The 23,460-nt window shown below is 47.8% G+C and carries 17 protein-coding genes, 3 tRNA genes, 4 rRNA genes, 1 other RNA gene and 1 other annotated feature (1 of these 26 cut by a window edge); of the genes, 6 read left to right on the top strand and 19 right to left on the bottom strand.

All coding sequences use genetic code 11. The features are described from left to right. Positions 1-49: 49 nt before the first annotated feature. The 11 genes from NYE42_RS00175 to tadA form a co-directional block, all read right to left on the bottom strand. Positions 50-2,979: ribosomal RNA gene (locus NYE42_RS00175) — 23S ribosomal RNA — on the bottom strand. An 82-nt stretch (positions 2,980-3,061) separates the two neighbouring features. Beyond that, a tRNA-Ala gene (locus tag NYE42_RS00170) sits at positions 3,062-3,137 on the bottom strand. A 14-nt stretch (positions 3,138-3,151) separates the two neighbouring features. Continuing rightward, positions 3,152-3,228: transfer RNA gene (locus tag NYE42_RS00165), tRNA-Ile, on the bottom strand. Between the two features lie 100 nt (positions 3,229-3,328). Continuing rightward, positions 3,329-4,878 (bottom strand): 16S ribosomal RNA (locus NYE42_RS00160). Together the 16S and 23S rRNA genes with 2 tRNA genes alongside form the textbook arrangement of a ribosomal RNA operon. A 249-nt stretch (positions 4,879-5,127) precedes the next feature. Next, entirely contained in the window at positions 5,128-5,391 is a 264-nt protein-coding gene (locus NYE42_RS00155; RefSeq protein WP_003150686.1) for a pro-sigmaK processing inhibitor BofA family protein, read from the bottom strand. Positions 5,392-5,451: 60 nt separating this feature from the next. Then, on the bottom strand, positions 5,452-5,676 hold the full coding sequence (locus tag NYE42_RS00150; protein ID WP_007408755.1) for a YaaL family protein: 225 nt from the start codon (positions 5,674-5,676) through the stop codon (positions 5,452-5,454). 18 nt (positions 5,677-5,694) lie between these two features. Next, the gene (gene recR / locus NYE42_RS00145) at positions 5,695-6,291 is read right to left on the bottom strand and encodes a recombination protein RecR (RefSeq protein WP_003150697.1); all 597 of its coding nucleotides are present in this window, start codon (positions 6,289-6,291) and stop codon (positions 5,695-5,697) included. Between the two features lie 14 nt (positions 6,292-6,305). Beyond that, positions 6,306-6,629 (bottom strand): YbaB/EbfC family nucleoid-associated protein, encoded by a 324-nt coding sequence (locus NYE42_RS00140; protein ID WP_007408754.1) that lies wholly within the window; start codon positions 6,627-6,629, stop codon positions 6,306-6,308. A gap of 24 nt (positions 6,630-6,653) precedes the next feature. Further along, positions 6,654-8,345: a DNA polymerase III subunit gamma/tau gene (gene dnaX, locus NYE42_RS00135; protein ID WP_151295855.1), complete on the bottom strand. Its 1,692-nt coding sequence runs from the start codon at positions 8,343-8,345 to the stop codon at positions 6,654-6,656. Between the two features lie 133 nt (positions 8,346-8,478). After that, an RNA gene (gene ffs, locus NYE42_RS00130) (signal recognition particle sRNA large type) lies at positions 8,479-8,743 on the bottom strand. Between the two features lie 84 nt (positions 8,744-8,827). After that, complete coding sequence (gene tadA / locus NYE42_RS00125) at positions 8,828-9,310, bottom strand: tRNA adenosine(34) deaminase TadA (protein WP_064115756.1); 483 nt, start codon at positions 9,308-9,310, stop codon at positions 8,828-8,830. An 82-nt stretch (positions 9,311-9,392) separates the two neighbouring features. On the opposite strand from tadA, the gene NYE42_RS00120 reads away from it, so the two are divergent. From NYE42_RS00120 to dck, 4 genes are all read left to right on the top strand, one after another. Beyond that, complete coding sequence (locus NYE42_RS00120; RefSeq protein WP_076982851.1) at positions 9,393-9,944, top strand: isochorismatase family cysteine hydrolase; 552 nt, start codon at positions 9,393-9,395, stop codon at positions 9,942-9,944. 71 nt (positions 9,945-10,015) lie between these two features. Beyond that, on the top strand, positions 10,016-11,299 hold the full coding sequence (locus NYE42_RS00115; protein WP_352427000.1) for a glycoside hydrolase family 18 protein: 1,284 nt from the start codon (positions 10,016-10,018) through the stop codon (positions 11,297-11,299). 95 nt (positions 11,300-11,394) lie between these two features. Continuing rightward, on the top strand, positions 11,395-12,018 hold the full coding sequence (gene dgk / locus NYE42_RS00110; protein WP_352426687.1) for a deoxyguanosine kinase: 624 nt from the start codon (positions 11,395-11,397) through the stop codon (positions 12,016-12,018). Continuing rightward, a complete protein-coding gene (gene dck, locus NYE42_RS00105) occupies positions 12,015-12,668 on the top strand; it encodes a deoxyadenosine/deoxycytidine kinase (protein WP_007615132.1) in 654 nt (217 codons plus the stop codon). The genes dgk and dck overlap by 4 nt, the downstream gene beginning before the upstream one ends. Positions 12,669-12,798: 130 nt before the next feature. Here the strand turns inward: dck and NYE42_RS00100 are convergent. After that, a tRNA-Ser gene (locus tag NYE42_RS00100) sits at positions 12,799-12,891 on the bottom strand. Between the two features lie 215 nt (positions 12,892-13,106). Here NYE42_RS00100 and NYE42_RS00095 point away from each other — a divergent pair. Then, a complete protein-coding gene (locus NYE42_RS00095) occupies positions 13,107-14,252 on the top strand; it encodes a glycerate kinase (RefSeq protein WP_352426686.1) in 1,146 nt (381 codons plus the stop codon). A gap of 10 nt (positions 14,253-14,262) precedes the next feature. Here NYE42_RS00095 and serS read toward each other — a convergent pair whose 3' ends face one another. The 5 genes from serS to guaB all read right to left on the bottom strand — a co-directional run bounded on the left by serS (position 14,263) and on the right by guaB (position 20,502). Next, complete coding sequence (gene serS / locus NYE42_RS00090) at positions 14,263-15,540, bottom strand: serine--tRNA ligase (protein ID WP_007408744.1); 1,278 nt, start codon at positions 15,538-15,540, stop codon at positions 14,263-14,265. A gap of 54 nt (positions 15,541-15,594) precedes the next feature. Further along, positions 15,595-15,807: a binding site (T-box leader), on the bottom strand. Positions 15,808-15,859: 52 nt separating this feature from the next. Next, entirely contained in the window at positions 15,860-16,450 is a 591-nt protein-coding gene (pdxT, locus tag NYE42_RS00085) for a pyridoxal 5'-phosphate synthase glutaminase subunit PdxT (RefSeq protein ID WP_007615126.1), read from the bottom strand. Positions 16,451-16,471: 21 nt separating this feature from the next. Next, complete coding sequence (gene pdxS, locus NYE42_RS00080; RefSeq protein WP_003150714.1) at positions 16,472-17,356, bottom strand: pyridoxal 5'-phosphate synthase lyase subunit PdxS; 885 nt, start codon at positions 17,354-17,356, stop codon at positions 16,472-16,474. Positions 17,357-17,551: 195 nt separating this feature from the next. After that, positions 17,552-18,883, bottom strand: coding sequence for a D-alanyl-D-alanine carboxypeptidase (gene dacA, locus NYE42_RS00075; protein ID WP_039253075.1), 1,332 nt, complete (start codon positions 18,881-18,883; stop codon positions 17,552-17,554). Between the two features lie 152 nt (positions 18,884-19,035). Continuing rightward, positions 19,036-20,502 carry an IMP dehydrogenase gene (gene guaB / locus NYE42_RS00070; RefSeq protein ID WP_003150717.1) on the bottom strand — a complete coding sequence of 489 codons (1,467 nt, stop codon included), beginning with the start codon at positions 20,500-20,502 and terminating at the stop codon, positions 19,036-19,038. Between the two features lie 120 nt (positions 20,503-20,622). Between guaB and NYE42_RS00065 the strand changes: the two genes are divergently transcribed. After that, positions 20,623-21,573 (top strand): YaaC family protein, encoded by a 951-nt coding sequence (locus NYE42_RS00065; RefSeq protein ID WP_352426999.1) that lies wholly within the window; start codon positions 20,623-20,625, stop codon positions 21,571-21,573. Positions 21,574-21,616: 43 nt separating this feature from the next. Here NYE42_RS00065 and rrf read toward each other — a convergent pair. Next, positions 21,617-21,732: ribosomal RNA gene (gene rrf, locus NYE42_RS00060) — 5S ribosomal RNA — on the bottom strand. A 50-nt stretch (positions 21,733-21,782) separates the two neighbouring features. Further along, positions 21,783-23,460 (bottom strand): 23S ribosomal RNA (locus tag NYE42_RS00055) (it continues 1,252 nt past the right edge of the window).

Here is a 23,460-nt window from a genome sequence, read left to right as displayed (position 1 = left end):
CATTGAGAGTGTTCTCTCAAAACTAGATAACAGTAAGCATACATTCAAATTGGTTAAGTCCTCGATCGATTAGTATCTGTCAGCTCCATGTGTCGCCACACTTCCACCTCAGACCTATCAACCTGATCATCTTTCAGGGATCTTACTTCCTTGCGGAATGGGAAATCTCATCTTGAGGGGGGCTTCATGCTTAGATGCTTTCAGCACTTATCCCGTCCGCACATAGCTACCCAGCGATGCCCTTGGCAGAACAACTGGTACACCAGCGGTGCGTCCATCCCGGTCCTCTCGTACTAAGGACAGCTCCTCTCAAATTTCCTGCGCCCGCGACGGATAGGGACCGAACTGTCTCACGACGTTCTGAACCCAGCTCGCGTACCGCTTTAATGGGCGAACAGCCCAACCCTTGGGACCGACTACAGCCCCAGGATGCGATGAGCCGACATCGAGGTGCCAAACCTCCCCGTCGATGTGGACTCTTGGGGGAGATAAGCCTGTTATCCCCGGGGTAGCTTTTATCCGTTGAGCGATGGCCCTTCCATGCGGAACCACCGGATCACTAAGCCCGACTTTCGTCCCTGCTCGACTTGTAGGTCTCGCAGTCAAGCTCCCTTGTGCCTTTACACTCTGCGAATGATTTCCAACCATTCTGAGGGAACCTTTGGGCGCCTCCGTTACCTTTTAGGAGGCGACCGCCCCAGTCAAACTGCCCACCTGACACTGTCTCCCCGCCCGATAAGGGCGGCGGGTTAGAAGGTCAATACAGCCAGGGTAGTATCCCACCGATGCCTCCACCGAAGCTGGCGCTCCGGTTTCCAAGGCTCCTACCTATCCTGTACAAGCTGTACCAACATTCAATATCAGGCTGCAGTAAAGCTCCACGGGGTCTTTCCGTCCTGTCGCGGGTAACCTGCATCTTCACAGGTACTATAATTTCACCGAGTCTCTCGTTGAGACAGTGCCCAGATCGTTGCGCCTTTCGTGCGGGTCGGAACTTACCCGACAAGGAATTTCGCTACCTTAGGACCGTTATAGTTACGGCCGCCGTTTACTGGGGCTTCAATTCGCACCTTCGCTTACGCTAAGCGCTCCTCTTAACCTTCCAGCACCGGGCAGGCGTCAGCCCCTATACTTCGCCTTACGGCTTCGCAGAGACCTGTGTTTTTGCTAAACAGTCGCCTGGGCCTATTCACTGCGGCTCTCTCGGGCTTGCACCCTAACAGAGCACCCCTTCTCCCGAAGTTACGGGGTCATTTTGCCGAGTTCCTTAACGAGAGTTCTCTCGATCACCTTAGGATTCTCTCCTCGCCTACCTGTGTCGGTTTGCGGTACGGGCACCTCTCACCTCGCTAGAGGCTTTTCTTGGCAGTGTGGAATCAGGAACTTCGCTACTATAATTCGCTCGCCATCACAGCTCAGCCTTCACGGGAAACGGATTTGCCTATTTCCCAGCCTAACTGCTTGGACGCGGATATCCAATACCGCGCTTACCCTATCCTCCTGCGTCCCCCCATTGCTCAAATGGTGAGGAGGTGGTACAGGAATATCAACCTGTTATCCATCGCCTACGCCTTTCGGCCTCGGCTTAGGTCCCGACTAACCCTGAGCGGACGAGCCTTCCTCAGGAAACCTTAGGCATTCGGTGGAGGGGATTCTCACCCCTCTTTCGCTACTCATACCGGCATTCTCACTTCTAAGCGCTCCACAAGTCCTTCCGGTCTTGCTTCACAGCCCTTAGAACGCTCTCCTACCACTGTTCGAAGAACAGTCCGCAGCTTCGGTGATACGTTTAGCCCCGGTACATTTTCGGCGCAGAGTCACTCGACCAGTGAGCTATTACGCACTCTTTAAATGGTGGCTGCTTCTAAGCCAACATCCTGGTTGTCTAAGCAACTCCACATCCTTTTCCACTTAACGTATACTTTGGGACCTTAGCTGGCGGTCTGGGCTGTTTCCCTTTCGACTACGGATCTTATCACTCGCAGTCTGACTCCCAAGGATAAGTCATCGGCATTCGGAGTTTGACTGAATTCGGTAACCCGGTAGGGGCCCCTAGTCCAATCAGTGCTCTACCTCCGAGACTCTTACCTTGAGGCTAGCCCTAAAGCTATTTCGGAGAGAACCAGCTATCTCCAGGTTCGATTGGCATTTCACCCCTACCCACACCTCATCCCCGCACTTTTCAACGTGCGTGGGTTCGGGCCTCCATTCAGTGTTACCTGAACTTCACCCTGGACATGGGTAGATCACCTGGTTTCGGGTCTACGACCACGTACTCAATTCGCCCTATTCAGACTCGCTTTCGCTGCGGCTCCGCATCTTCTGCTTAACCTTGCACGGGATCGTAACTCGCCGGTTCATTCTACAAAAGGCACGCCATCACCCGTTAACGGGCTCTGACTACTTGTAGGCACACGGTTTCAGGATCTCTTTCACTCCCCTTCCGGGGTGCTTTTCACCTTTCCCTCACGGTACTGGTTCACTATCGGTCACTAGGGAGTATTTAGCCTTGGGAGATGGTCCTCCCGGATTCCGACGGAATTTCACGTGTTCCGCCGTACTCAGGATCCACTCAGGAGAGAACGAAGTTTTGACTACAGGGCTGTTACCTCCTATGGCGGGCCTTTCCAGACCTCTTCATCTACCTCGTTCCTTTGTAACTCCGTACAGAGTGTCCTACAACCCCAAGAGGCAAGCCTCTTGGTTTGGGCTGGTCCCGTTTCGCTCGCCGCTACTCAGGGAATCGCATTTGCTTTCTCTTCCTCCGGGTACTTAGATGTTTCAGTTCCCCGGGTCTGCCTTCTCATATCCTATGTATTCAGATATGGATACCACTCCATTACGAGTGGTGGGTTTCCCCATTCGGAAATCTCCGGATCAAAGCTTGCTTACAGCTCCCCGAAGCATATCGGTGTTCGTCCCGTCCTTCATCGGCTCCTAGTGCCAAGGCATCCACCGTGCGCCCTTTCTAACTTAACCGTTAAAAAGAATCACTACGTGATATCTTGCATTACTAATTGAATGTGAATTACTTCTGTTATCTAGTTTTCAAAGAACACGTTGGTGGAGCCTAGCGGGATCGAACCGCTGACCTCCTGCGTGCAAAGCAGGCGCTCTCCCAGCTGAGCTAAGGCCCCTTATTGGGTAAAGATGGTGGGCCTGAGTGGACTCGAACCACCGACCTCACGCTTATCAGGCGTGCGCTCTAACCAGCTGAGCTACAGGCCCATCTACCATATGAAAGAATCAAAGTTCCTTCAAAACTAAACAAGACAGGGAACGTTCTGTTTATAAGACCCAAGGTCTTATATTCCGTTAAAATCCTTAGAAAGGAGGTGATCCAGCCGCACCTTCCGATACGGCTACCTTGTTACGACTTCACCCCAATCATCTGTCCCACCTTCGGCGGCTGGCTCCATAAAGGTTACCTCACCGACTTCGGGTGTTACAAACTCTCGTGGTGTGACGGGCGGTGTGTACAAGGCCCGGGAACGTATTCACCGCGGCATGCTGATCCGCGATTACTAGCGATTCCAGCTTCACGCAGTCGAGTTGCAGACTGCGATCCGAACTGAGAACAGATTTGTGGGATTGGCTTAACCTCGCGGTTTCGCTGCCCTTTGTTCTGCCCATTGTAGCACGTGTGTAGCCCAGGTCATAAGGGGCATGATGATTTGACGTCATCCCCACCTTCCTCCGGTTTGTCACCGGCAGTCACCTTAGAGTGCCCAACTGAATGCTGGCAACTAAGATCAAGGGTTGCGCTCGTTGCGGGACTTAACCCAACATCTCACGACACGAGCTGACGACAACCATGCACCACCTGTCACTCTGCCCCCGAAGGGGACGTCCTATCTCTAGGATTGTCAGAGGATGTCAAGACCTGGTAAGGTTCTTCGCGTTGCTTCGAATTAAACCACATGCTCCACCGCTTGTGCGGGCCCCCGTCAATTCCTTTGAGTTTCAGTCTTGCGACCGTACTCCCCAGGCGGAGTGCTTAATGCGTTAGCTGCAGCACTAAGGGGCGGAAACCCCCTAACACTTAGCACTCATCGTTTACGGCGTGGACTACCAGGGTATCTAATCCTGTTCGCTCCCCACGCTTTCGCTCCTCAGCGTCAGTTACAGACCAGAGAGTCGCCTTCGCCACTGGTGTTCCTCCACATCTCTACGCATTTCACCGCTACACGTGGAATTCCACTCTCCTCTTCTGCACTCAAGTTCCCCAGTTTCCAATGACCCTCCCCGGTTGAGCCGGGGGCTTTCACATCAGACTTAAGAAACCGCCTGCGAGCCCTTTACGCCCAATAATTCCGGACAACGCTTGCCACCTACGTATTACCGCGGCTGCTGGCACGTAGTTAGCCGTGGCTTTCTGGTTAGGTACCGTCAAGGTGCCGCCCTATTTGAACGGCACTTGTTCTTCCCTAACAACAGAGCTTTACGATCCGAAAACCTTCATCACTCACGCGGCGTTGCTCCGTCAGACTTTCGTCCATTGCGGAAGATTCCCTACTGCTGCCTCCCGTAGGAGTCTGGGCCGTGTCTCAGTCCCAGTGTGGCCGATCACCCTCTCAGGTCGGCTACGCATCGTCGCCTTGGTGAGCCGTTACCTCACCAACTAGCTAATGCGCCGCGGGTCCATCTGTAAGTGGTAGCCGAAGCCACCTTTTATGTCTGAACCATGCGGTTCAAACAACCATCCGGTATTAGCCCCGGTTTCCCGGAGTTATCCCAGTCTTACAGGCAGGTTACCCACGTGTTACTCACCCGTCCGCCGCTAACATCAGGGAGCAAGCTCCCATCTGTCCGCTCGACTTGCATGTATTAGGCACGCCGCCAGCGTTCGTCCTGAGCCAGGATCAAACTCTCCGATAAAGTAGTTTGACTGACTACGCACATCGCTGTGCGATTTATTTAAAACTTTGAATTAACAGGTACGTTTTGTCTTGTTTAGTTTTCAAAGAACTTTGTCCATCGCTCTTGAAGCGACTTAATTATTGTAACATATCAACTTCCACGTCGTCAATAACTTTTTAAAATTTCTTTTTTAAGAATTCGTTTCGTCATCAGCGACGTATATTAGAATACCACCGTTGATCCAACATGTCAACAATAATCGACAAATTAAATGATGAAGCGTTTAATGACTATCAAAGCCGCGATGCCGGGAATCCCCAGAATCCCGCTGATGCCCGTTGTAATCAGGTTAACAGGGATATGAATACCGAGACTGCCCCCGAACAGGTTCACACCCACCAGCAGAATCGCGCCGGCAATAAATTTAATGGCGGTCACACCAATCCATCTTAGCGGTTTTGAAGATACTCCCCATAAAAAAAGCAAAGCAACCAGACCGACAATCAAACCGATAATGAAAAAAGGCTCCATGAATCTTCCCCCTCGCTTGTTTAGTACAAGCTTATGAGAAGATCCCGGAGAATAGACCTCTTACTTCCATCTGCTCATTTTCAAATTCCGCTGCTTCGCTTCTTTCAAATAGAAAAAGTATTTAGATTCAGCGACTTTCAGCTCAAACAACACCTCAGCGGAGGGCTCGAGACTTTTCTCGACCAGACTCTTCTGTCTGTTCCATTCTTCTTTTTGTTTAAAGAGCTGTTCTATCAGCTTCTCATCAAACTCTTTTCTTAATGTATTTCTGCGAAGAAAACCCATGCCTTGCCTTTTCCTCCCTTACAATTCACGTCTTCCTTCAAGAGCTTTTGAAAGAGTGACCTCATCAGCATATTCCAAATCACCGCCGACGGGCAGACCGTGGGCAATACGGGAGAGCTTGATGCCTGAGGGCTTTAACAGCCTTGATATATACATCGCTGTTGCTTCCCCTTCAATATTAGGGTTGGTTGCGAGAATAACTTCTGTCACTTGATCATCCTGAAGACGTTTCAGCAGCTCCGGAATCTTAATATCCTCCGGGCCGATGCCGTCCATTGGTGAAATCGCGCCGTGAAGAACATGATACTGGCCGTTATATTCCTTCATTTTCTCCATTGCGATCACATCCTTAGGGTCCTGCACGACACAAATAACAGACTTATCCCTTCTTGTGTCCTCACATATATAACAAGGGTCCTGATCTGTTATATGTCCGCAAATCGAGCAATATGTCAGATTCCGCTTCGCATTGACAAGCGCCTTAGCAAAATCCAATACTGTGTCTTCTTTCATACCTAGAACAAAAAAAGCCAGACGAACCGCTGTTTTCGGTCCGATCCCTGGCAATTTCATAAAGCTGTCAATCAGCTTTGATATTGGTTCAGGATACTGCATGTTTATTTATCCCCCTAGAACAAACCCGGTATGTTCATTCCTTTTGTAAATTGTCCCATTGTTTCATTCGTCATGTCATCCACTTTTTTGAGGGCGTCGTTTGTCGCAGCAAGAACCAGGTCCTGAAGCATTTCGATATCTTCCGGATCAACGACTTCTTCTTTAATGGCAATGTCTACAACTTCTTTTTGGCCGTTGACTTTTACAGTCACCATACCGCCGCCTGCTGTGCCTTCAAGCACTTTTTCAGCAAGCTCCTCCTGAGCCTTCGCCATATCCTTTTGCATTTTTTGCATTTGTTTCATCATTTTTTGCATGTTTCCCATTCCGCCACGCATATTCAATCACTCTCTTTCATCTTATTAGTCTTTTATTTCGATTAAATCCGCTCCGACAAGTTTTTTCGCCTCTGCAATCAGCGGATCTTCTTCAGCCGGTTCGTTTGATCCTTCACTTTCCTGCTGGTGATCATTTAAAAATTCTTCTCTTATTTTACCCCATTGTGCTTCCGGAACGCCAATCAAATCCATTCTTTTCCCGAGCATTGATTCGAGAATCTGTTCAAGATTCGTACGGACTCCGTTATTGTCTTCTGCAACCATTTTACAATGGATTTCGTATTTAAATTTAAGTACAAATGCCTTTTGAGCAGCAGCCACCGGTTCACTGTCATTCAACAGAGCCGCATGAGACACCTTATTCTGCTGTTTCAGGTGTGCCAGCAGCTTGCCCCAGCTGCTTTTAAGCTGTTCAAGTTCAGGTCTTGTGGCTTCCTTCAATATCTCATGAATTCTTCCGACCGGAGCTTTGTAATGGCTTTTTCCGCCTTTTTGAGGACGCGGAGCTTCTTTCGGAGCGCTTTCCATCTGAACCTTCACACCGGAGGTTTTCAGCCTTTCTACTTCCTGCTCAAGCTGCTGGATCTTATTCATCAGCATGCCGACCTCAGGGATGTCTCCGGCGGATTGCTGTGCCGTCTGGCATATTTTCACGACAGCCACTTCAAAAAAGATTCTTGGGTGGTTCGTCCACTTCATTTCCTGATGGCTTTTATTCAGGATATCAATCATCTCATATAAAGCGGGGGCCGGTATTTCACCGCTCAGATTCCGAAACGTTTCATCGACCTTCACCTTTTCCAGGACTCCTTCTAAACCGGGAGCGGCCTGGTACAAGAGCATATCCCTGAAATAGAAAATCATATCTTCAATCAGTTTGGCCGCATCTTTCCCCTGCTGGAGCAATTCATTCAGTGTTTCCAATGCCTCGGAAACCTGTTTGCGGTGAAGAGCAGATGCCAGTTTTCCAATATAGTGCTGAGAAACGGCTCCGGTAATGAGCAATGCGTCATCCACCGACAGCTCCTCGCCGCTGAATGATACGGCTTGATCGAGCAGGCTCAGCGCGTCCCTCATTCCTCCGTCCGCAGCACTCGCTATGATATCAAGGGCTCCTTCTTCCACCTTCAGCTGCTCTGCATCGACGATTGTCTTCATTCGTCCGACAATTGCTTTGGATGTAATCCGTTTGAAGTCAAAACGCTGACATCTGGAGATAATGGTTAAAGGAATCTTATGAGGCTCAGTCGTAGCTAATATGAAAATGCAATGTGCCGGCGGTTCTTCCAGCGTTTTCAGAAGCGCATTAAATGCGCCGATAGAGAGCATATGCACCTCATCTATAATATATACTTTGTAGGTGACGGCCGACGGGGCGAATTTTACTTTGTCACGGATGTCGCGGATTTCGTCTACGCCGTTATTCGACGCCGCATCTATTTCAATCACATCTGATATAGAGCCGTTTGTGATCCCCTTGCACGCCGCACATTCATTGCACGGTTCTTCTACGGGGGCGTGCTCACAGTTGACTGCTTTCGCAAATATTTTAGCTGCACTGGTTTTTCCCGTTCCCCGAGGTCCAGAAAACAGATATGCATGAGAAAATTTCTTTTGCAAAAGGGCATTTTGCAGCGTTTTCGTAATGTGTTCCTGTCCGACCACATCTTCAAACTGCTGAGGCCTAAATACTCGATATAAAGCTTGGTAACCCACAGGATGCGCCCTCCTCTGTTATTCATCATGTTTATTATACATGAACGTGCTTTTAACGCCAAAACCCGTTTTTCATATACGAAAAAACTCACCTGCCATAAACAGGTGAGTCTGAAATTTGATGATTGATTTACCGTGCACCTTCTGTCGATTCGCTACCCTAAGCGTTACTTAAGCAGTTAGCTCAGCCCAGGCAACCCTGCGGCACATGAGAGGTTTCACTTAATGCTGCTTCCTTCCGGACCTGACATGGTTCATGAATTCCCATTGCGCAGGACCCAGACGTCAACGCCACTTACTTAAGGCAGACCTTACAGTAAACGAACCTCGAGAAGGGATTCGGCCCCGCTAGAGCGGATTGCGGGTACAGGGCACCGCTACCTCCCCGCTTAGCACGGCAAAATAAATATCAAATTTTTATATGCGCACCATTCATGATGCACACATAAGTATATCTGCTTCAGGCAGAAAATGCAACCGTACTACTCAGACAACTTTTTCCTCATGTCTTTCTTTTTCCGGCGCAGCTTTCTGAAAAAAGCGCTGAGCATTTCTCCGCACTCTTCTCCGAGCACGCCGCTCACCACTTCCGCTTGGTGGTTGAACCGCTCTTCCTGCAAGAGGTTCATCAGCGTTCCTGTACAGCCCCCCTTGGGATCAAATGCGCCGAATACGACCTTATCGACTCTCGAAAGCACAACAGCCCCAGCGCACATCGGACACGGCTCCAAAGTGACATAAAGAACGGCATCCTCAAGTCTCCATGTCCCCAGCTTACGGCACGCTTCGTCTATCGCCAGCATTTCGGCGTGGGCAAGCGACCTCTGTTCAGTCTCCCGCAGATTATGCGCCCGCGCCACGATCTCATCGTGCAGAACAAGAACTGCTCCGATCGGCACTTCACCTTTCGCTTCGGCTTTCTTCGCTTCTTTTATGGCTTCTCTCATATAATATTCATCATTCATAGGTTCGAGCTCTCTTCTTAAGTTTTTTCATGTCTCATAAAGGTTAAAATAGGAATACCCCAGCAGAAAGGAGTTGCCGGTATTGTCTGAACCTAACAACACAGCCCTCCTGATTGTCGATATGATTAACAATTTTCAATTTGATATGGGCGAACGTCTTGCTGAAAAAACCAAACAAATTGTCCCCCGTATTTTATCATTAAAGAAGCATGCAAAACAAAGCAACTGGCCGATTATTTATATTAATGATCATTACGGGCTCTGGAAGGCTGATATTGATGCCATCAGGGAGGAATGCAGCAACGACAGAAGCGCCCCCATTATAAAAGATATTTCGCCTCAGCCGGATGATTATTTTCTCATTAAACCGAAGCATTCCGCTTTTTACGAAACTGCGCTTCACACCCTTCTGACCGAATTACAAGTGAACCGATTAGTCATCACGGGGATTGCCGGGAACATTTGTGTGCTGTTCACGGCCAACGACGCCTATATGAGAGAATACAGCATTGCCATTCCGAAAGACTGCACCGCTTCCAATAACGACGAAGACAATGATTTCGCTTTGACCATGATGGAGAATGTTCTCTTCGCAGAAATAACCACGGAAAAACAAATTACCGCCGAAAAATAAACATGATCAGCCTCCTTTTTTCATATATTTGATAGCGGATATGAAAGGAGGCGTTTTTCATTCAGATCTATATAGTGAAACGGGGCGACACGCTTTCCGCTATTGCGGCGCGCTACCGGACTGCCGCAAATGTCATTGCGGAAGCAAATAAACTGCCTAATCCAAATACATTGGTTGTCGGACAAACCCTTGTCATCCCGATTGAGGGTCAATATTACGAAGTGAAACAAGGTGATACTCTTGCGGCAATCGCCGGCCGTTTCCATATATCGGCCGCGGAGCTTGCGAGGGTTAACGGAATTCAGCCTGGCACCACATTGAGAGCCGGAACCCGCCTTTACATTCCGCAGCAGGCGAATAAGCCCGATATCGAATCAAACGCATATATAGAACCGCGGGGAACGAGCGTAAGCGCTAATCTGCAGCAGGCGGCAAGGGAGGCCTCTCCTTATTTAACATACCTTGGCGCATTCAGTTTTCAAGTGCAGCGGAACGGGACTTTAAAGGAACCGCCTCTGACCAATTTAAAAAGCATCAGTGACAGGCACAACACCACCCTGATGATGATCATCACCAACCTTGAAAATGACGCATTCAGCGATGAACTCGGGCGGCTCATCTTGAATGACAATGCAGTGAAAACAAAACTCTTTCAGGAAATCGTCTCCACGGCTAAAAAGTACGGCTTTCGCGATATTCACTTTGATTTCGAATATTTACGTCCACAGGACAGAGAAGCCTACAATCGTTTTTTACGTGAAGCGAGGACGATTTTTCATCGGGAAGGCTGGAAAATTTCAACGGCGCTTGCTCCGAAAACGAGCGCGACCCAGGCCGGCAAATGGTACGAAGCACATGACTATAGGGCACATGGAGAAATCGTCGATTTTGTCGTAATTATGACATATGAGTGGGGGTACAGCGGAGGCCCGGCTCAGGCCGTATCACCTATCGGCCCTGTAAGAAATGTCATTGAGTACGCGCTGACGGAAATGCCTTCTTCAAAAATCGTCATGGGCCAGAATATGTACGGCTATGATTGGACACTGCCTTTTAAACAGGGAACGACAGCCAAAGCCGTCAGTCCTCAGCAGGCAATCGCTCTGGCAGCACGCCATAAAGTCGACATTCAATATGACGAAACCGCCCAGGCTCCATTCTTTCGTTACACGGATGAAAATCAGAGACGGCATGAAGTATGGTTTGAAGACGCACGATCCATTCAAGCGAAATTCAATTTAATTAAAGAACTTCATTTAAGAGGAATCAGCTATTGGAAACTCGGCCTCTCCTTCCCGCAAAACTGGCTTTTGCTCGGCGATCAATTTCATATTGTGAAAGAGACGTTTCGTTAATTGGAAGCGTCTTTTTTCATGGGCTTTTCTGAGAGTGTGATACAATATAAAGGCCGGCAGCTGACGGATGTTTACAGAATTAAGGAGGATTTTCAATGAACAGAGCCCCTTTTATCGCGGTAGAAGGTCCTATCGGGGCAGGAAAAACGACACTCGCTACGATGCTTTCTGAAGAGCTCGGTTTTCCTATGATTAATGAGATTGTGGAAGACAACCCTTATCTCGATAAGTTTTATGACAATATCGAGGAGTGGAGTTTCCAGCTTGAAATGTTTTTTCTATGTCACAGGTATAAACAGCTTGAAGACACCGATCGAGATTATTTAAAACAAGGACAGCCCGTTTTGTCCGATTATCATATTTATAAAAATGTTATTTTCGCAGAGCGTACATTGCACGGCCAAAAGCTTGAGAAGTATAAGCAGATTTATCATCTGCTCACTCACGACCTGCCGAAACCGAATATCATTGTATACATAAAGGCAAGCCTGCCGACATTGCTTCAACGCATTGAAAAACGCGGGCGCCCGTTTGAGAAAAATATCGAGCATCAATATCTGGAACGTCTCATTGCAGATTATGACACAGCCTTCAGACAGCTTCAGGAAGAAGATCCGGATCTATCTGTACTGACCATTGACGGTGATACCGAAGACTTTGTTTTGAATAAGACAGACTATGAAAGAATTGCCCGTCAGGTAAAGGAGCTTATTAAATGAAAGACATTCATATTCCAAACAACGCCATTATCACAGTAGCTGGAACGGTAGGAGTCGGAAAATCGACTTTGACCAAAGCTTTAGCAAAACGGCTCGGGTTTCATACCTCACTCGAGGAAGTGGATGAAAACCCTTATTTAGAGAAGTTTTATCACGATTTTGAACGCTGGAGCTTCCATTTGCAAATTTATTTTCTGGCTGAGCGGTTCAAAGAGCAGAAAAACATGTTTGAATCAGGCGGCGGATTCGTGCAGGACCGTTCGATTTATGAAGATACAGGCATATTCGCAAAAATGCATGCCGATAAAGGAACCATGTCGCTGACAGATTACACAACATACACAAGTCTATTTGAGGCGATGGTCATGACGCCGTACTTCCCGCATCCTGATGTTTTGATCTATTTAGAAGGCGACCTTGAAAACATTATAAACCGGATTGAAAAGCGGGGCCGCGAGATGGAGCTGCAGACAAACCGATCCTATTGGGAAGAGATGTATACACGGTACGAAGACTGGATCAGCGGTTTTAACGCCTGCCCTGTGCTGAAAGTACGCATTGAAGATTATGACCTTGAAGCTGATGAACAGTCACTGGAACCTTTGATCGAAAAAATCAGTCACGTGATCAACGAAAACAGAAATAAATAAAAATAACAAAGCGATTTTCCCCGAACAGAGAAAATCGCTTTTTTTGCATATAAAAAATCCGCTGCATCACATGCAGCGGACAAAACAATCTCCAATATATGCTCGAGTTTCATTAGGTTTAAAATCAATATGGCGGAGGAAGAGGGATTCGAACCCCCGCGGGCTTTGACACCCCTGTCGGTTTTCAAGACCGATCCCTTCAGCCAGACTTGGGTATTCCTCCGTATCGACATTTAATAATATACCACATGACCTAAATTTCAGTCAAGCGCTTTTTCATTTTTTTTATTTCATTTCTTAAACGGCTTGTCCGTCAGCTTTACTATCATACAAAAGTCTTGCGTCCAATTCAACCTCAGTATGCCATACGGGCAGGAACACACAGAAAAATCAAGAATAGATTCAAACAGATACCTGCTCATAAAGGTGGAGAACATAATGAAAATCATCATTGCACCGGATTCTTTCAAAGAAAGCATGACATCAAAAGAAGCCGCTGACAGCATAGAAAAAGGATTCAAAGCGGTCTTCCCTGACGCGGAATATTTCAAGATACCTGCGGCCGACGGCGGAGAAGGAACCGTTCAGGCTTTGACGGATGCCACTGGCGGAAGCATCATCAAAAAAACTGTGACCGGTCCGCTGGGAACGCCGGTAAACGCCGCATATGGACTTCTGGGAGACGGACGCACGGCAGTCATTGAAATGGCGGAAGCATCGGGACTCCATCTCGTTCCCCGCCATCTCAGAGATCCGTTGAACACAACAACAAGAGGAACTGGTGAACTGATAGCAGATGCAGCTTCCCGCGGGGCGGGTGAGATCATCATCGGGCTTGGCGGGAGCGCAACCAATGACGGCGGGACCGGAATGGCGAGCGCGCTCGGTGTGCGTTTCTTAAATGAGGAAGGTCAGGAGATACCTGACGGCGGAGGCTCGCTGCACACCCTGGCTTCTATTGATATAAGCGGCCTCTCCCCTGATCTGAAACATATTCGTATCCGTGCCGCATGTGATGTCGAAAATCCCCTGACTGGTGAAAACGGCGCTTCATATGTCTTCGGCACGCAAAAAGGGGCATCCGAGAAGACTAAAGTTGTATTGGATCGCAACTTACGCCATTTCGCTGACGTATTGAGACGTCAGCACGATATCGAAGCGGATACCGTAATAGGCGCGGGCGCCGCAGGGGGACTCGGCGCCGGACTGATCGCTTTCTTACAGGCAGAACTTCAAAGCGGGATTGACGTTGTATTAGATACACTGTCCTTCTCAGATCAGATAAGGGGCGCTGACCTTGTCATTACCGGAGAGGGGCAGATAGACGGACAAACGATATTCGGCAAAACCCCCGCCGGGATCGCCGCACGCGCAGCCGCTCAAGAAATTCCCGTTATCGCATTGGCGGGCTCCTTAGGCAAAAATTTCGAGCATGTTTACAGCGCAGGAATAACAGCTGTATTTTCTATCGTGCCCGGCGCTGTAAGTCTTGAAGACGCCTTAGCATCCGGCCGTTTTAACCTTGAAAGCACAGCCCGGAATGCCGCCGCTCTATACCGGGCAGCAAAAAAGGCGCGCCTCTAGGGCGCACCTTTTACGGTTTGATGACTTCTTTATTTCCCATATAAGGACGAAGCACTTTCGGAATGATGACACTTCCGTCTTCCTGCTGATAGTTTTCTAAGATGGCAGCTACTGTTCTGCCGACTGCAAGACCTGAACCGTTTAATGTATGCACATGCTCCGGCTTGCCTTTCGCTTCGCGTCTGAATCGAATGTTTGCGCGTCTCGCCTGGAAGGCCTCAAAGTTACTGCAAGAAGAAATTTCACGGTATGTGTCTTGGCTTGGAATCCATACCTCAATATCGTACTTTTTCGCGGCTGTAAAGCCGAGATCACCGGTACACATGCTCATGACACGATACGGCAGTTCAAGCAGCTGAAGCACCCGCTCAGCTTGATTCGTCAGTTTTTCAAGCTCCTCATAAGAATCTTCCGGCTTCACGAATTTCACAAGCTCAACCTTGTTGAACTGATGCTGGCGGATCAAACCGCGTGTATCACGGCCGGCAGATCCCGCTTCTGAACGGAAGCAAGCGCTGAATGCGGCATAATTGATCGGCAGGTTCTCACCGGATAAGATTTCATCGCGGTGCATATTTGTAATCGGCACTTCCGCCGTCGGAATTAAGAAATAATCCTCTTCTCTGATTTTAAAAGCATCCTCTTCAAATTTAGGAAGCTGTCCCGTGCCTGTCATGCTCGTACGGTTTACCATATAAGGAGGAATGACTTCCGTGTAATCATATTCATCAACGTGAAGATCCAGCATAAAGTTGTAGAGCGCGCGTTCGAGGCGGGCGCCTAATCCTTTATAAAACACAAACCGGCTGCCTGTTACTTTTGAAGCGCGTTCGAAATCAAGAATGTTTAAATGGTCTGCGATATCCCAATGCGGTTTCGGCTCATATGAAAACGCCGGCGCCTCTCCCCACTTGCGGATTTCAATGTTATCATCTTCCGTTTCCCCGACGGGCACTGAATCGTGCGGGATGTTCGGAATAGACAGAAGGATGGTTTCGAGCGTCGTTTCGACCGTACGAAGCTCTTCATCAAGCTTCTTAATTTCTTCGCCCACTTCGCGCATCTCTTTAATAATATGATCAGCGTCTTTTTTCTCCCGTTTCAAAACGGCGACCTGCTGAGATACTTCATTGCGTTTTCCCTTCAGTTCTTCTACTTTACCGATAAGCTCTCTTCTCTTTTCGTCCAGCTCTTCAAACTTGTCAAAGTCAGATAAGTCTTCGCCTTTTGGAATGAGCTTCGCTTTTACCTCTTGAAAATTGGCTCTCAGCACCTTCGTATCAATCATGCCTAACAACTCCTATCTGTTTTTATCGAAAATAAAAAAGAGCCCTCATCCCCTAAAAGGGACGAGAGCTCTCGCGTTGCCACCCTGATTGAAAACAAGCTCACACTTGCTTCCCGCTTTAACACATAACGGTTTTCCCGTAAATGCCTACTTGTTTTCAGCATTTCGCTCAAGGACGGATTCGGACAGCATCTTTCACCGATTCGCACCACCCATCGGCTCTCTTTGAAAGAGAGGCTTCCTACTGCTTCCTGTCAACGCTTTTCGATCTTTATTTGTGTTTATAATGTACTATAAGTATCAGCGGTTTTCAACTGTTTTATACAGCTGTTTCCTGCTTATGCTTTTCCGCCATCTTCACAAACAGCTCTGTCACCCGGTGATCATCCGTCAGTTCAGGATGGAACGAGCAGCCGAGGAAATTCCCCTGCTTTGCAGCCACGATGCGTCCGTTATGCTCACAAAGCACTTCAACATCTTCTCCGGCTTCTAAAATATGCGGCGCGCGAATAAATACACCCGTAAACGGCTCATCAAGGCCTTTAATCGTCAGATCAGCTTCAAAGCTGTCAACCTGACGGCCAAAGGAATTACGCTCGACGACAACGTTCAACAGCCCTAAATGAGCGTTATCCGTTCCCGCTATCTCTTTGGCTAAAATGATCAGACCGGCGCATGTGCCGAACATCGGCTTGCCTTGGGCGGCAAACTCGCGAAGCGGCTCCATAAAATGATACGTATCCATTAAACGCCGCATCGTCGTGCTTTCCCCGCCCGGCAGGATTAAGCCGTCGATGTCATTCAGCTGTTCAGGACGCTTAATGACGACACCTTTTGAACCACATGCTTCAATTGAACGAATATGTTCTCTTACTGCTCCTTGAAGTCCAAGTACACCAATTGTTAACATGCTTCCAGCTCTCCTATGGTTTTACCAGCCGCGTTCTTGCATACGCTGTTCCGGCAATAGATTTGAGATTTCGATTCCTTTCATCGCTGTGCCTAATTCTTTAGAAAGCTCAGCGATCAGTTTGTAGTCTGTGTAATGAGTCGTTGCTTCAACAATTGCTTTGGCGAATTTAGCAGGGTTGTCTGATTTGAAAATACCTGAACCGACAAATACGCCGTCAGCGCCAAGCTGCATCATCAATGCCGCGTCAGCAGGCGTCGCTACTCCGCCGGCAGCAAAGTTCACTACAGGCAGTTTGCCGTCACGCTTGATTTGAAGAAGCAGTTCATAAGGAGCGCCGAGGTTTTTAGCTTCAGTCATCAGCTCATCATCGCTCATCGCAACAACTTTGCGCACTTGCGCGTTTACTTTTCTCATATGGCGGACAGCTTCCACAATGTTTCCTGTTCCCGGTTCGCCTTTTGTACGAAGCATGGAAGCTCCTTCGGCGATACGGCGCGTTGCTTCGCCGAGATCACGGCAGCCGCATACGAACGGGACTGTATATTCGTTTTTATTTAAATGAAATTCTTCGTCAGCCGGAGTCAGAACTTCACTTTCATCGATGTAATCTACTCCCATTGCTTCAAGGACACGCGCTTCAACGATATGTCCGATACGCGCTTTTGCCATTACGGGAATGGATACAGCATTCATTACTTCTTCAACGATTGTCGGATCAGCCATGCGGGCAACACCGCCGGCAGCGCGAATATCAGCCGGAACGCGTTCTAACGCCATTACGGCAACAGCTCCCGCCTCTTCCGCAATCTTCGCTTGTTCAGCATTTACAACGTCCATGATGACGCCGCCTTTTTGCATTTCCGCCATGCCGCGTTTTACACGATCAGTACCTGTTTGAGCCATTATTTGGTCCCCCTAGTCAATGTATAGTTAGATAATTTCTATCTCTTATTGTATCCCAGAAATACAATATTTCATATGGGTATTCTTATTTTACAGCGAGATGAATAAGATAGATATCATTTTTTTACTAATAATTTGGTTTTCAGTATATTAAGCAAAAGAGCCCTAACTTTCATCAGAGCTCTTTCTTATTTCTTAAAACCAGCCTGTTACCGTGTCAACGGCGCTGTTCCAGATACCGGAGAAGAATCCGCCGATGCCGCGCATCATCTGAACAAACCAGTTTGCTTTATCTACATCATTTTTCGTAACAAGATTCACGCTGAACTCTTTGGATTTGAGGAAGCCATAGTCTTTGTCACTGCCTTTGTATGTAACTGTCAGCGTTCCGACTTTCGTTCCCTTTTTCACAGGAGCCGTGATTTCTTTTTTATCTAAAGTCACTTCGGCTTTATAGTTCTTTTCATCCCCGCTTTTCACAGGAATAGAAAGCGCCTTGTCAGTAACAATATCGACTTGCTTGTCTTTCCCTTTTTCAACGTCAATCGTTTTGTGCCCTTTTACTTGAGAGCCTTCAGGGTAAAGATCTTTCATTGAGAAATTGCCGTTAAATGCGTAATCGAGCATTTTTTTCGTTTCATCAAAACGTCCGGTATGCAGGTTGCCTTTTGCGTTTAATACAACGGTGATGACCCGCATTCCGTTCCGCTGTGCTGTGCTTGTAAAACAAGATCCCGCAGAATCAGTAGAACCCGTTTTTAAGCCGTCAACGCCAGGGTATTCAGAAACAAGACCTTTTAACATGAAGTTCCAGTTCGGCATGTCCATTTCATCATCAGTGCCGGCTCTGAATTTCGTTTTAGCGATGCTTGTTGTTTTGAGAACTTCCGGATAATCAGTGATCAGGCGGTCTGCAAGAAGCGCCATGTCTTTAGCAGAAACTTCACTCTCTTCTTTAACGCCTTCTCCTTGCGGCTGCTTGCCGTGAAGGTCTTCATTCACAAGCCCTGTGGCATTTTTAAAATCATAGTTTGTCATGCCTAATTCTTTGGCTTTCGCATTCATTTCAGCGACAAATTTCGTTTCAGTTCCGGCAAGAATTTCGGCAACTGCAATCGCGGCTCCGTTGGCAGAGTAAATCGCCATAGCCTGATACAGTTCTTTAACCGTGTATTTGCCGTCTTTTCGAAGGGGGACGTTTGATAAACTGTTGTCTTGAGAAATTTCATAGACATAATCATCAGGAGTATACGTTTGATCCCATTTCACTTTTCCTTCTTTAATGGCTTCCAGAAGCAGATATTCAGTCATCATTTTTGTCATGCTGGCAATCGGCAGTCTTTTGTCTGCATTTTTACTGTATAAAATTTTTCCCGATGAAGCCTCAATCATTATCGCAGCTGATGCGTTGACATCAATCGGGTCATTGCCGGCTGCCTCCGCTTTAGACATTGGAACAAAGCAAGTTGCGGCCAGTGCCAGTACCACTAATGACACCAACAGCTGTTTCCATTTCGTGATGTTCAATCTTACGACCTCCGTCATTCATTTTAAATCTATAATTAAGCCGTTAAGGACATATTCAAATTCAAAACACAACAGTATAAATTTTATCACACTCGATATAAAAAAAATAGACAGAGTCAGCGACCCTGTCAAATGTTTTTTATTTGTAACAATTATGAGATTGTATAGTTTGGTGATTCTTTCGTAATTTGGACATCATGCGGATGACTTTCGCGAAGTCCGGCACCTGTCATACGGATGAATTGAGCCTCTTCTCTTAAAGCGCGCAAGTCTTTTGAACCGCAATATCCCATCCCTGAACGAAGACCGCCGACAAGCTGATACACTGTTTCTTCTACAGGACCTTTGTACGGAGTCCGTCCTTCGATACCTTCAGGGACGAATTTCTTATTTTCTTCTTGGAAATATCGGTCTTTACTGCCTTTTTCCATGGCAGCGACAGAACCCATACCGCGATACACTTTAAATCTTCTGCCTTGATAGATTTCAGTCTCTCCCGGGCTTTCTGAAGTACCGGCAAGCAGGCTTCCGAGCATTACGGCATGTCCGCCTGAAGCCAACGCTTTCGTAATATCTCCGGAGAATTTAATACCGCCGTCTGCGATAATTGTCGCGCCGTGTTTTCTCGCTTCAGTGGCACAATCATAAATGGCAGTGATCTGCGGTACGCCTACACCTGCAACGACGCGTGTCGTACAGATAGAACCAGGTCCGATTCCCACTTTGACAATATTTGCTCCGGCTTCAATCAGAGCTTTTGTCGCTTCAGCCGTTGCAACATTTCCTGCGATAATGTTCAGTTCAGGATATGTTTCACGGATTTTCGCGACTGTGTTCAGTACGCCTCTGGAATGTCCGTGAGCCGTATCAACCACGATAACGTCGACATTCGCTTCAACAAGCTTGCTGACGCGTGTCATTGTATCGCCTGTCACGCCTACCGCAGCGCCGACAATAAGGCGTCCGTGTTCATCTTTAGATGAATTCGGGAATTCGATAACCTTTTCAATATCTTTGATCGTGATAAGACCTTTTAATTTGTTTTGGTCATCCACTAACGGAAGTTTTTCAATTTTATGTTTCTGTAAGATTTTTTCTGCTTCGTCTAATGTGGTTCCCACAGGAGCCGTAACCAGCTCTTCTTTTGTCATGACATCACTGATTTTCATTGAATAATCAGAGATAAAGCGAAGGTCACGGTTTGTAATGATACCGACAAGCTTTTGATCGTCTTTATTATCTACGATCGGAACACCGGAAATTCTGTATTTCCCCATCAAATGCTCCGCATCGAATACTTGATGATCAGGTGTTAAAAAGAAGGGATTTGTAATAACGCCCCGTTCAGAACGTTTGACTTTGTCAACATGTTCAGCCTGCTGCTCGATGGACATGTTTTTATGAATAATACCCAAGCCGCCCTGTCTGGCCATCGCAATCGCCATAGCTGATTCTGTTACTGTATCCATTCCCGCACTGATGACAGGAATGTTAAGCTTTAACGTCTTTGTCAGTTCAACAGATAAATCCACATCACGCGGAAGTACGTCTGATTGAGCCGGTACGAGCAGTACATCATCGAACGTTAAGCCTTCTTTTGAAAATTTACTTTCCCACATTAGTAAATCCCCCTCTTTTCGGCAAAATATTATATGTAGATTATCAACTAGAAAACAGCATGTCAAGGAAGCGAAAAAGAGTTGAAATATTTAGATAAAGGAAAGGGTTTAAAAATACATATGAGAGATCATGAGTGGAAAGAGTTATCATTATTTTATTCCGTAGAATCTTCCCAGAAATTTCTAAACAAAGTCTATACAGAAAGCGGCATGGAAGAACCAAAACGATATGCGTTTAAGAACAGTGAGCGCTTCATATTCTTTATCAAACACGCCGAGTCCTTCTACAAGCAGGCATCTTTTTCCCCTTTAGAAATTAAGCCTATTCTGTTGTTTTACGGGATGTCACAATTGCTGAAAGCCTGCCTTCTGACCACAGATCCAAGCTATCCAAGCCACGCCTCAGTACTCGCGCATGGCGTGACTGCCCGGAAACGCAAAAAGCAAAATTACTCCTTTAGGGTAGATGAAGTGAAGGTGCAGCGCAATGGCTTATGTATTCATGTAATGAAGCACTTATTCGGGATAGCTGGTCTTGAGGAAGAACGGTACACAATGAAGAAATTGCTGACAGCCATACCTGAATTGCATACTGTCTTTTACTTCCAAGAGAAAAAGAATTGGCTGACCCGAGTAGAGCTCAAAGATGACCTTATTTCAGTGCCTGAGCATGCGGTGATTCATTACAATATGTCTGATTCCCGATTTGCTGAATATATCAGCCATCATTTAAAGTGGTCTTTTCTGAGGAAAGACCATAACCACTTGGTTTTTGAGGCTGACCCGATAGACAGAGAATCTTGGTCTTCGCCAAATTTATTGTTTCACTTGGAGAAAAATCAATATTACATTCCCTCTCAGCGTGATCACTTCCTGCATCTTCCGGAAATGATTATTCATTATTTGGTCCTCTACAATATCGGGATGATTGCGAGATATGAAACGGAGTGGTGGTATGAACTGCTGACACAGCATGTCAGTGATGATTATGTGATGATCCGCCGGTTCTTAGATGTCACGGAACGCAAATTTCCGTATTACGTTTCTAATTTCCTGAAGCAATACTTATAAACAAAAAAGGCAGCTCATGATGAGCTGCCTTTACCATAATATAGCTTGGCGGCGTCCTACTCTCACAGGGGGAAACCCCCGACTACCATCGGCGCTGAAGAGCTTAACTTCCGTGTTCGGCATGGGAACGGGTGTGACCTCTTCGCTATCGCCACCAAACCATTGAGAGTGTTCTCTCAAAACTAGATAACAGTAAGCATACATTCAAATTGGTTAAGTCCTCGATCGATTAGTATCTGTCAGCTCCATGTGTCGCCACACTTCCACCTCAGACCTATCAACCTGATCATCTTTCAGGGATCTTACTTCCTTGCGGAATGGGAAATCTCATCTTGAGGGGGGCTTCATGCTTAGATGCTTTCAGCACTTATCCCGTCCGCACATAGCTACCCAGCGATGCCCTTGGCAGAACAACTGGTACACCAGCGGTGCGTCCATCCCGGTCCTCTCGTACTAAGGACAGCTCCTCTCAAATTTCCTGCGCCCGCGACGGATAGGGACCGAACTGTCTCACGACGTTCTGAACCCAGCTCGCGTACCGCTTTAATGGGCGAACAGCCCAACCCTTGGGACCGACTACAGCCCCAGGATGCGATGAGCCGACATCGAGGTGCCAAACCTCCCCGTCGATGTGGACTCTTGGGGGAGATAAGCCTGTTATCCCCGGGGTAGCTTTTATCCGTTGAGCGATGGCCCTTCCATGCGGAACCACCGGATCACTAAGCCCGACTTTCGTCCCTGCTCGACTTGTAGGTCTCGCAGTCAAGCTCCCTTGTGCCTTTACACTCTGCGAATGATTTCCAACCATTCTGAGGGAACCTTTGGGCGCCTCCGTTACCTTTTAGGAGGCGACCGCCCCAGTCAAACTGCCCACCTGACACTGTCTCCCCGCCCGATAAGGGCGGCGGGTTAGAAGGTCAATACAGCCAGGGTAGTATCCCACCGATGCCTCCACCGAAGCTGGCGCTCCGGTTTCCAAGGCTCCTACCTATCCTGTACAAGCTGTACCAACATTCAATATCAGGCTGCAGTAAAGCTCCACGGGGTCTTTCCGTCCTGTCGCGGGTAACCTGCATCTTCACAGGTACTATAATTTCACCGAGTCTCTCGTTGAGACAGTGCCCAGATCGTTGCGCCTTTCGTGCGGGTCGGAACTTACCCGACAAGGAATTTCGCTACCTTAGGACCGTTATAGTTACGGCCGCCGTTTACTGGGGCTTCAATTCGCACCTTCGCTTACGCTAAGCGCTCCTCTTAACCTTCCAGCACCGGGCAGGCGTCAGCCCCTATACTTCGCCTTACGGCTTCGCAGAGACCTGTGTTTTTGCTAAACAGTCGCCTGGGCCTATTCACTGCGGCTCTCTCGGGCTTGCACCCTAACAGAGCACCCCTTCTCCCGAAGTTACGGGGTCATTTTGCCGAGTTCCTTAACGAGAGTTCTCTCGATCACCTTAGGATTCTCTCCTCGCCTACCTGTGTCGGTTTGCGGTACGGGCACCTCTCACCTCGCTAGAGGCTTTTCTTGGCAGTGTGGAATCAGGAACTTCGCTACTATAATTCGCTCGCCATCACAGCTCAGCCTTCACGGGAAACGGATTTGCCTATTTCCCAGCCTAACTGCTTGGACGCGGATATCCAATACCGCGCTTACCCTATCCTCCTGCGTCCCCCCATTGCTCAAATGGTGAGGAGGTGGTACAGGAATATCAACCTGTTATCCATCGCCTACGCCTTTCGGCCTCGGCTTAGGTCCCGACTAACCCTGAGCGGACGAGCCTTCCTCAGGAAACCTTAGGCATTCGGTGGAGGGGATTCTCACCCCTCTTTCGCTACTCATACCGGCATTCTCACTTCTAAGCGCTCCACAAGTCCTTCCGGTCTTGCTTC

It is taken from the genome of Bacillus sp. FSL K6-2865, assembly GCF_040311405.1.
Classification (GTDB): domain Bacteria; phylum Bacillota; class Bacilli; order Bacillales; family Bacillaceae; genus Bacillus; species Bacillus velezensis.
The sequence above is the reverse complement of the archived record's forward strand: the minus strand, read 5'-3'. Positions and strand labels throughout refer to the sequence as shown.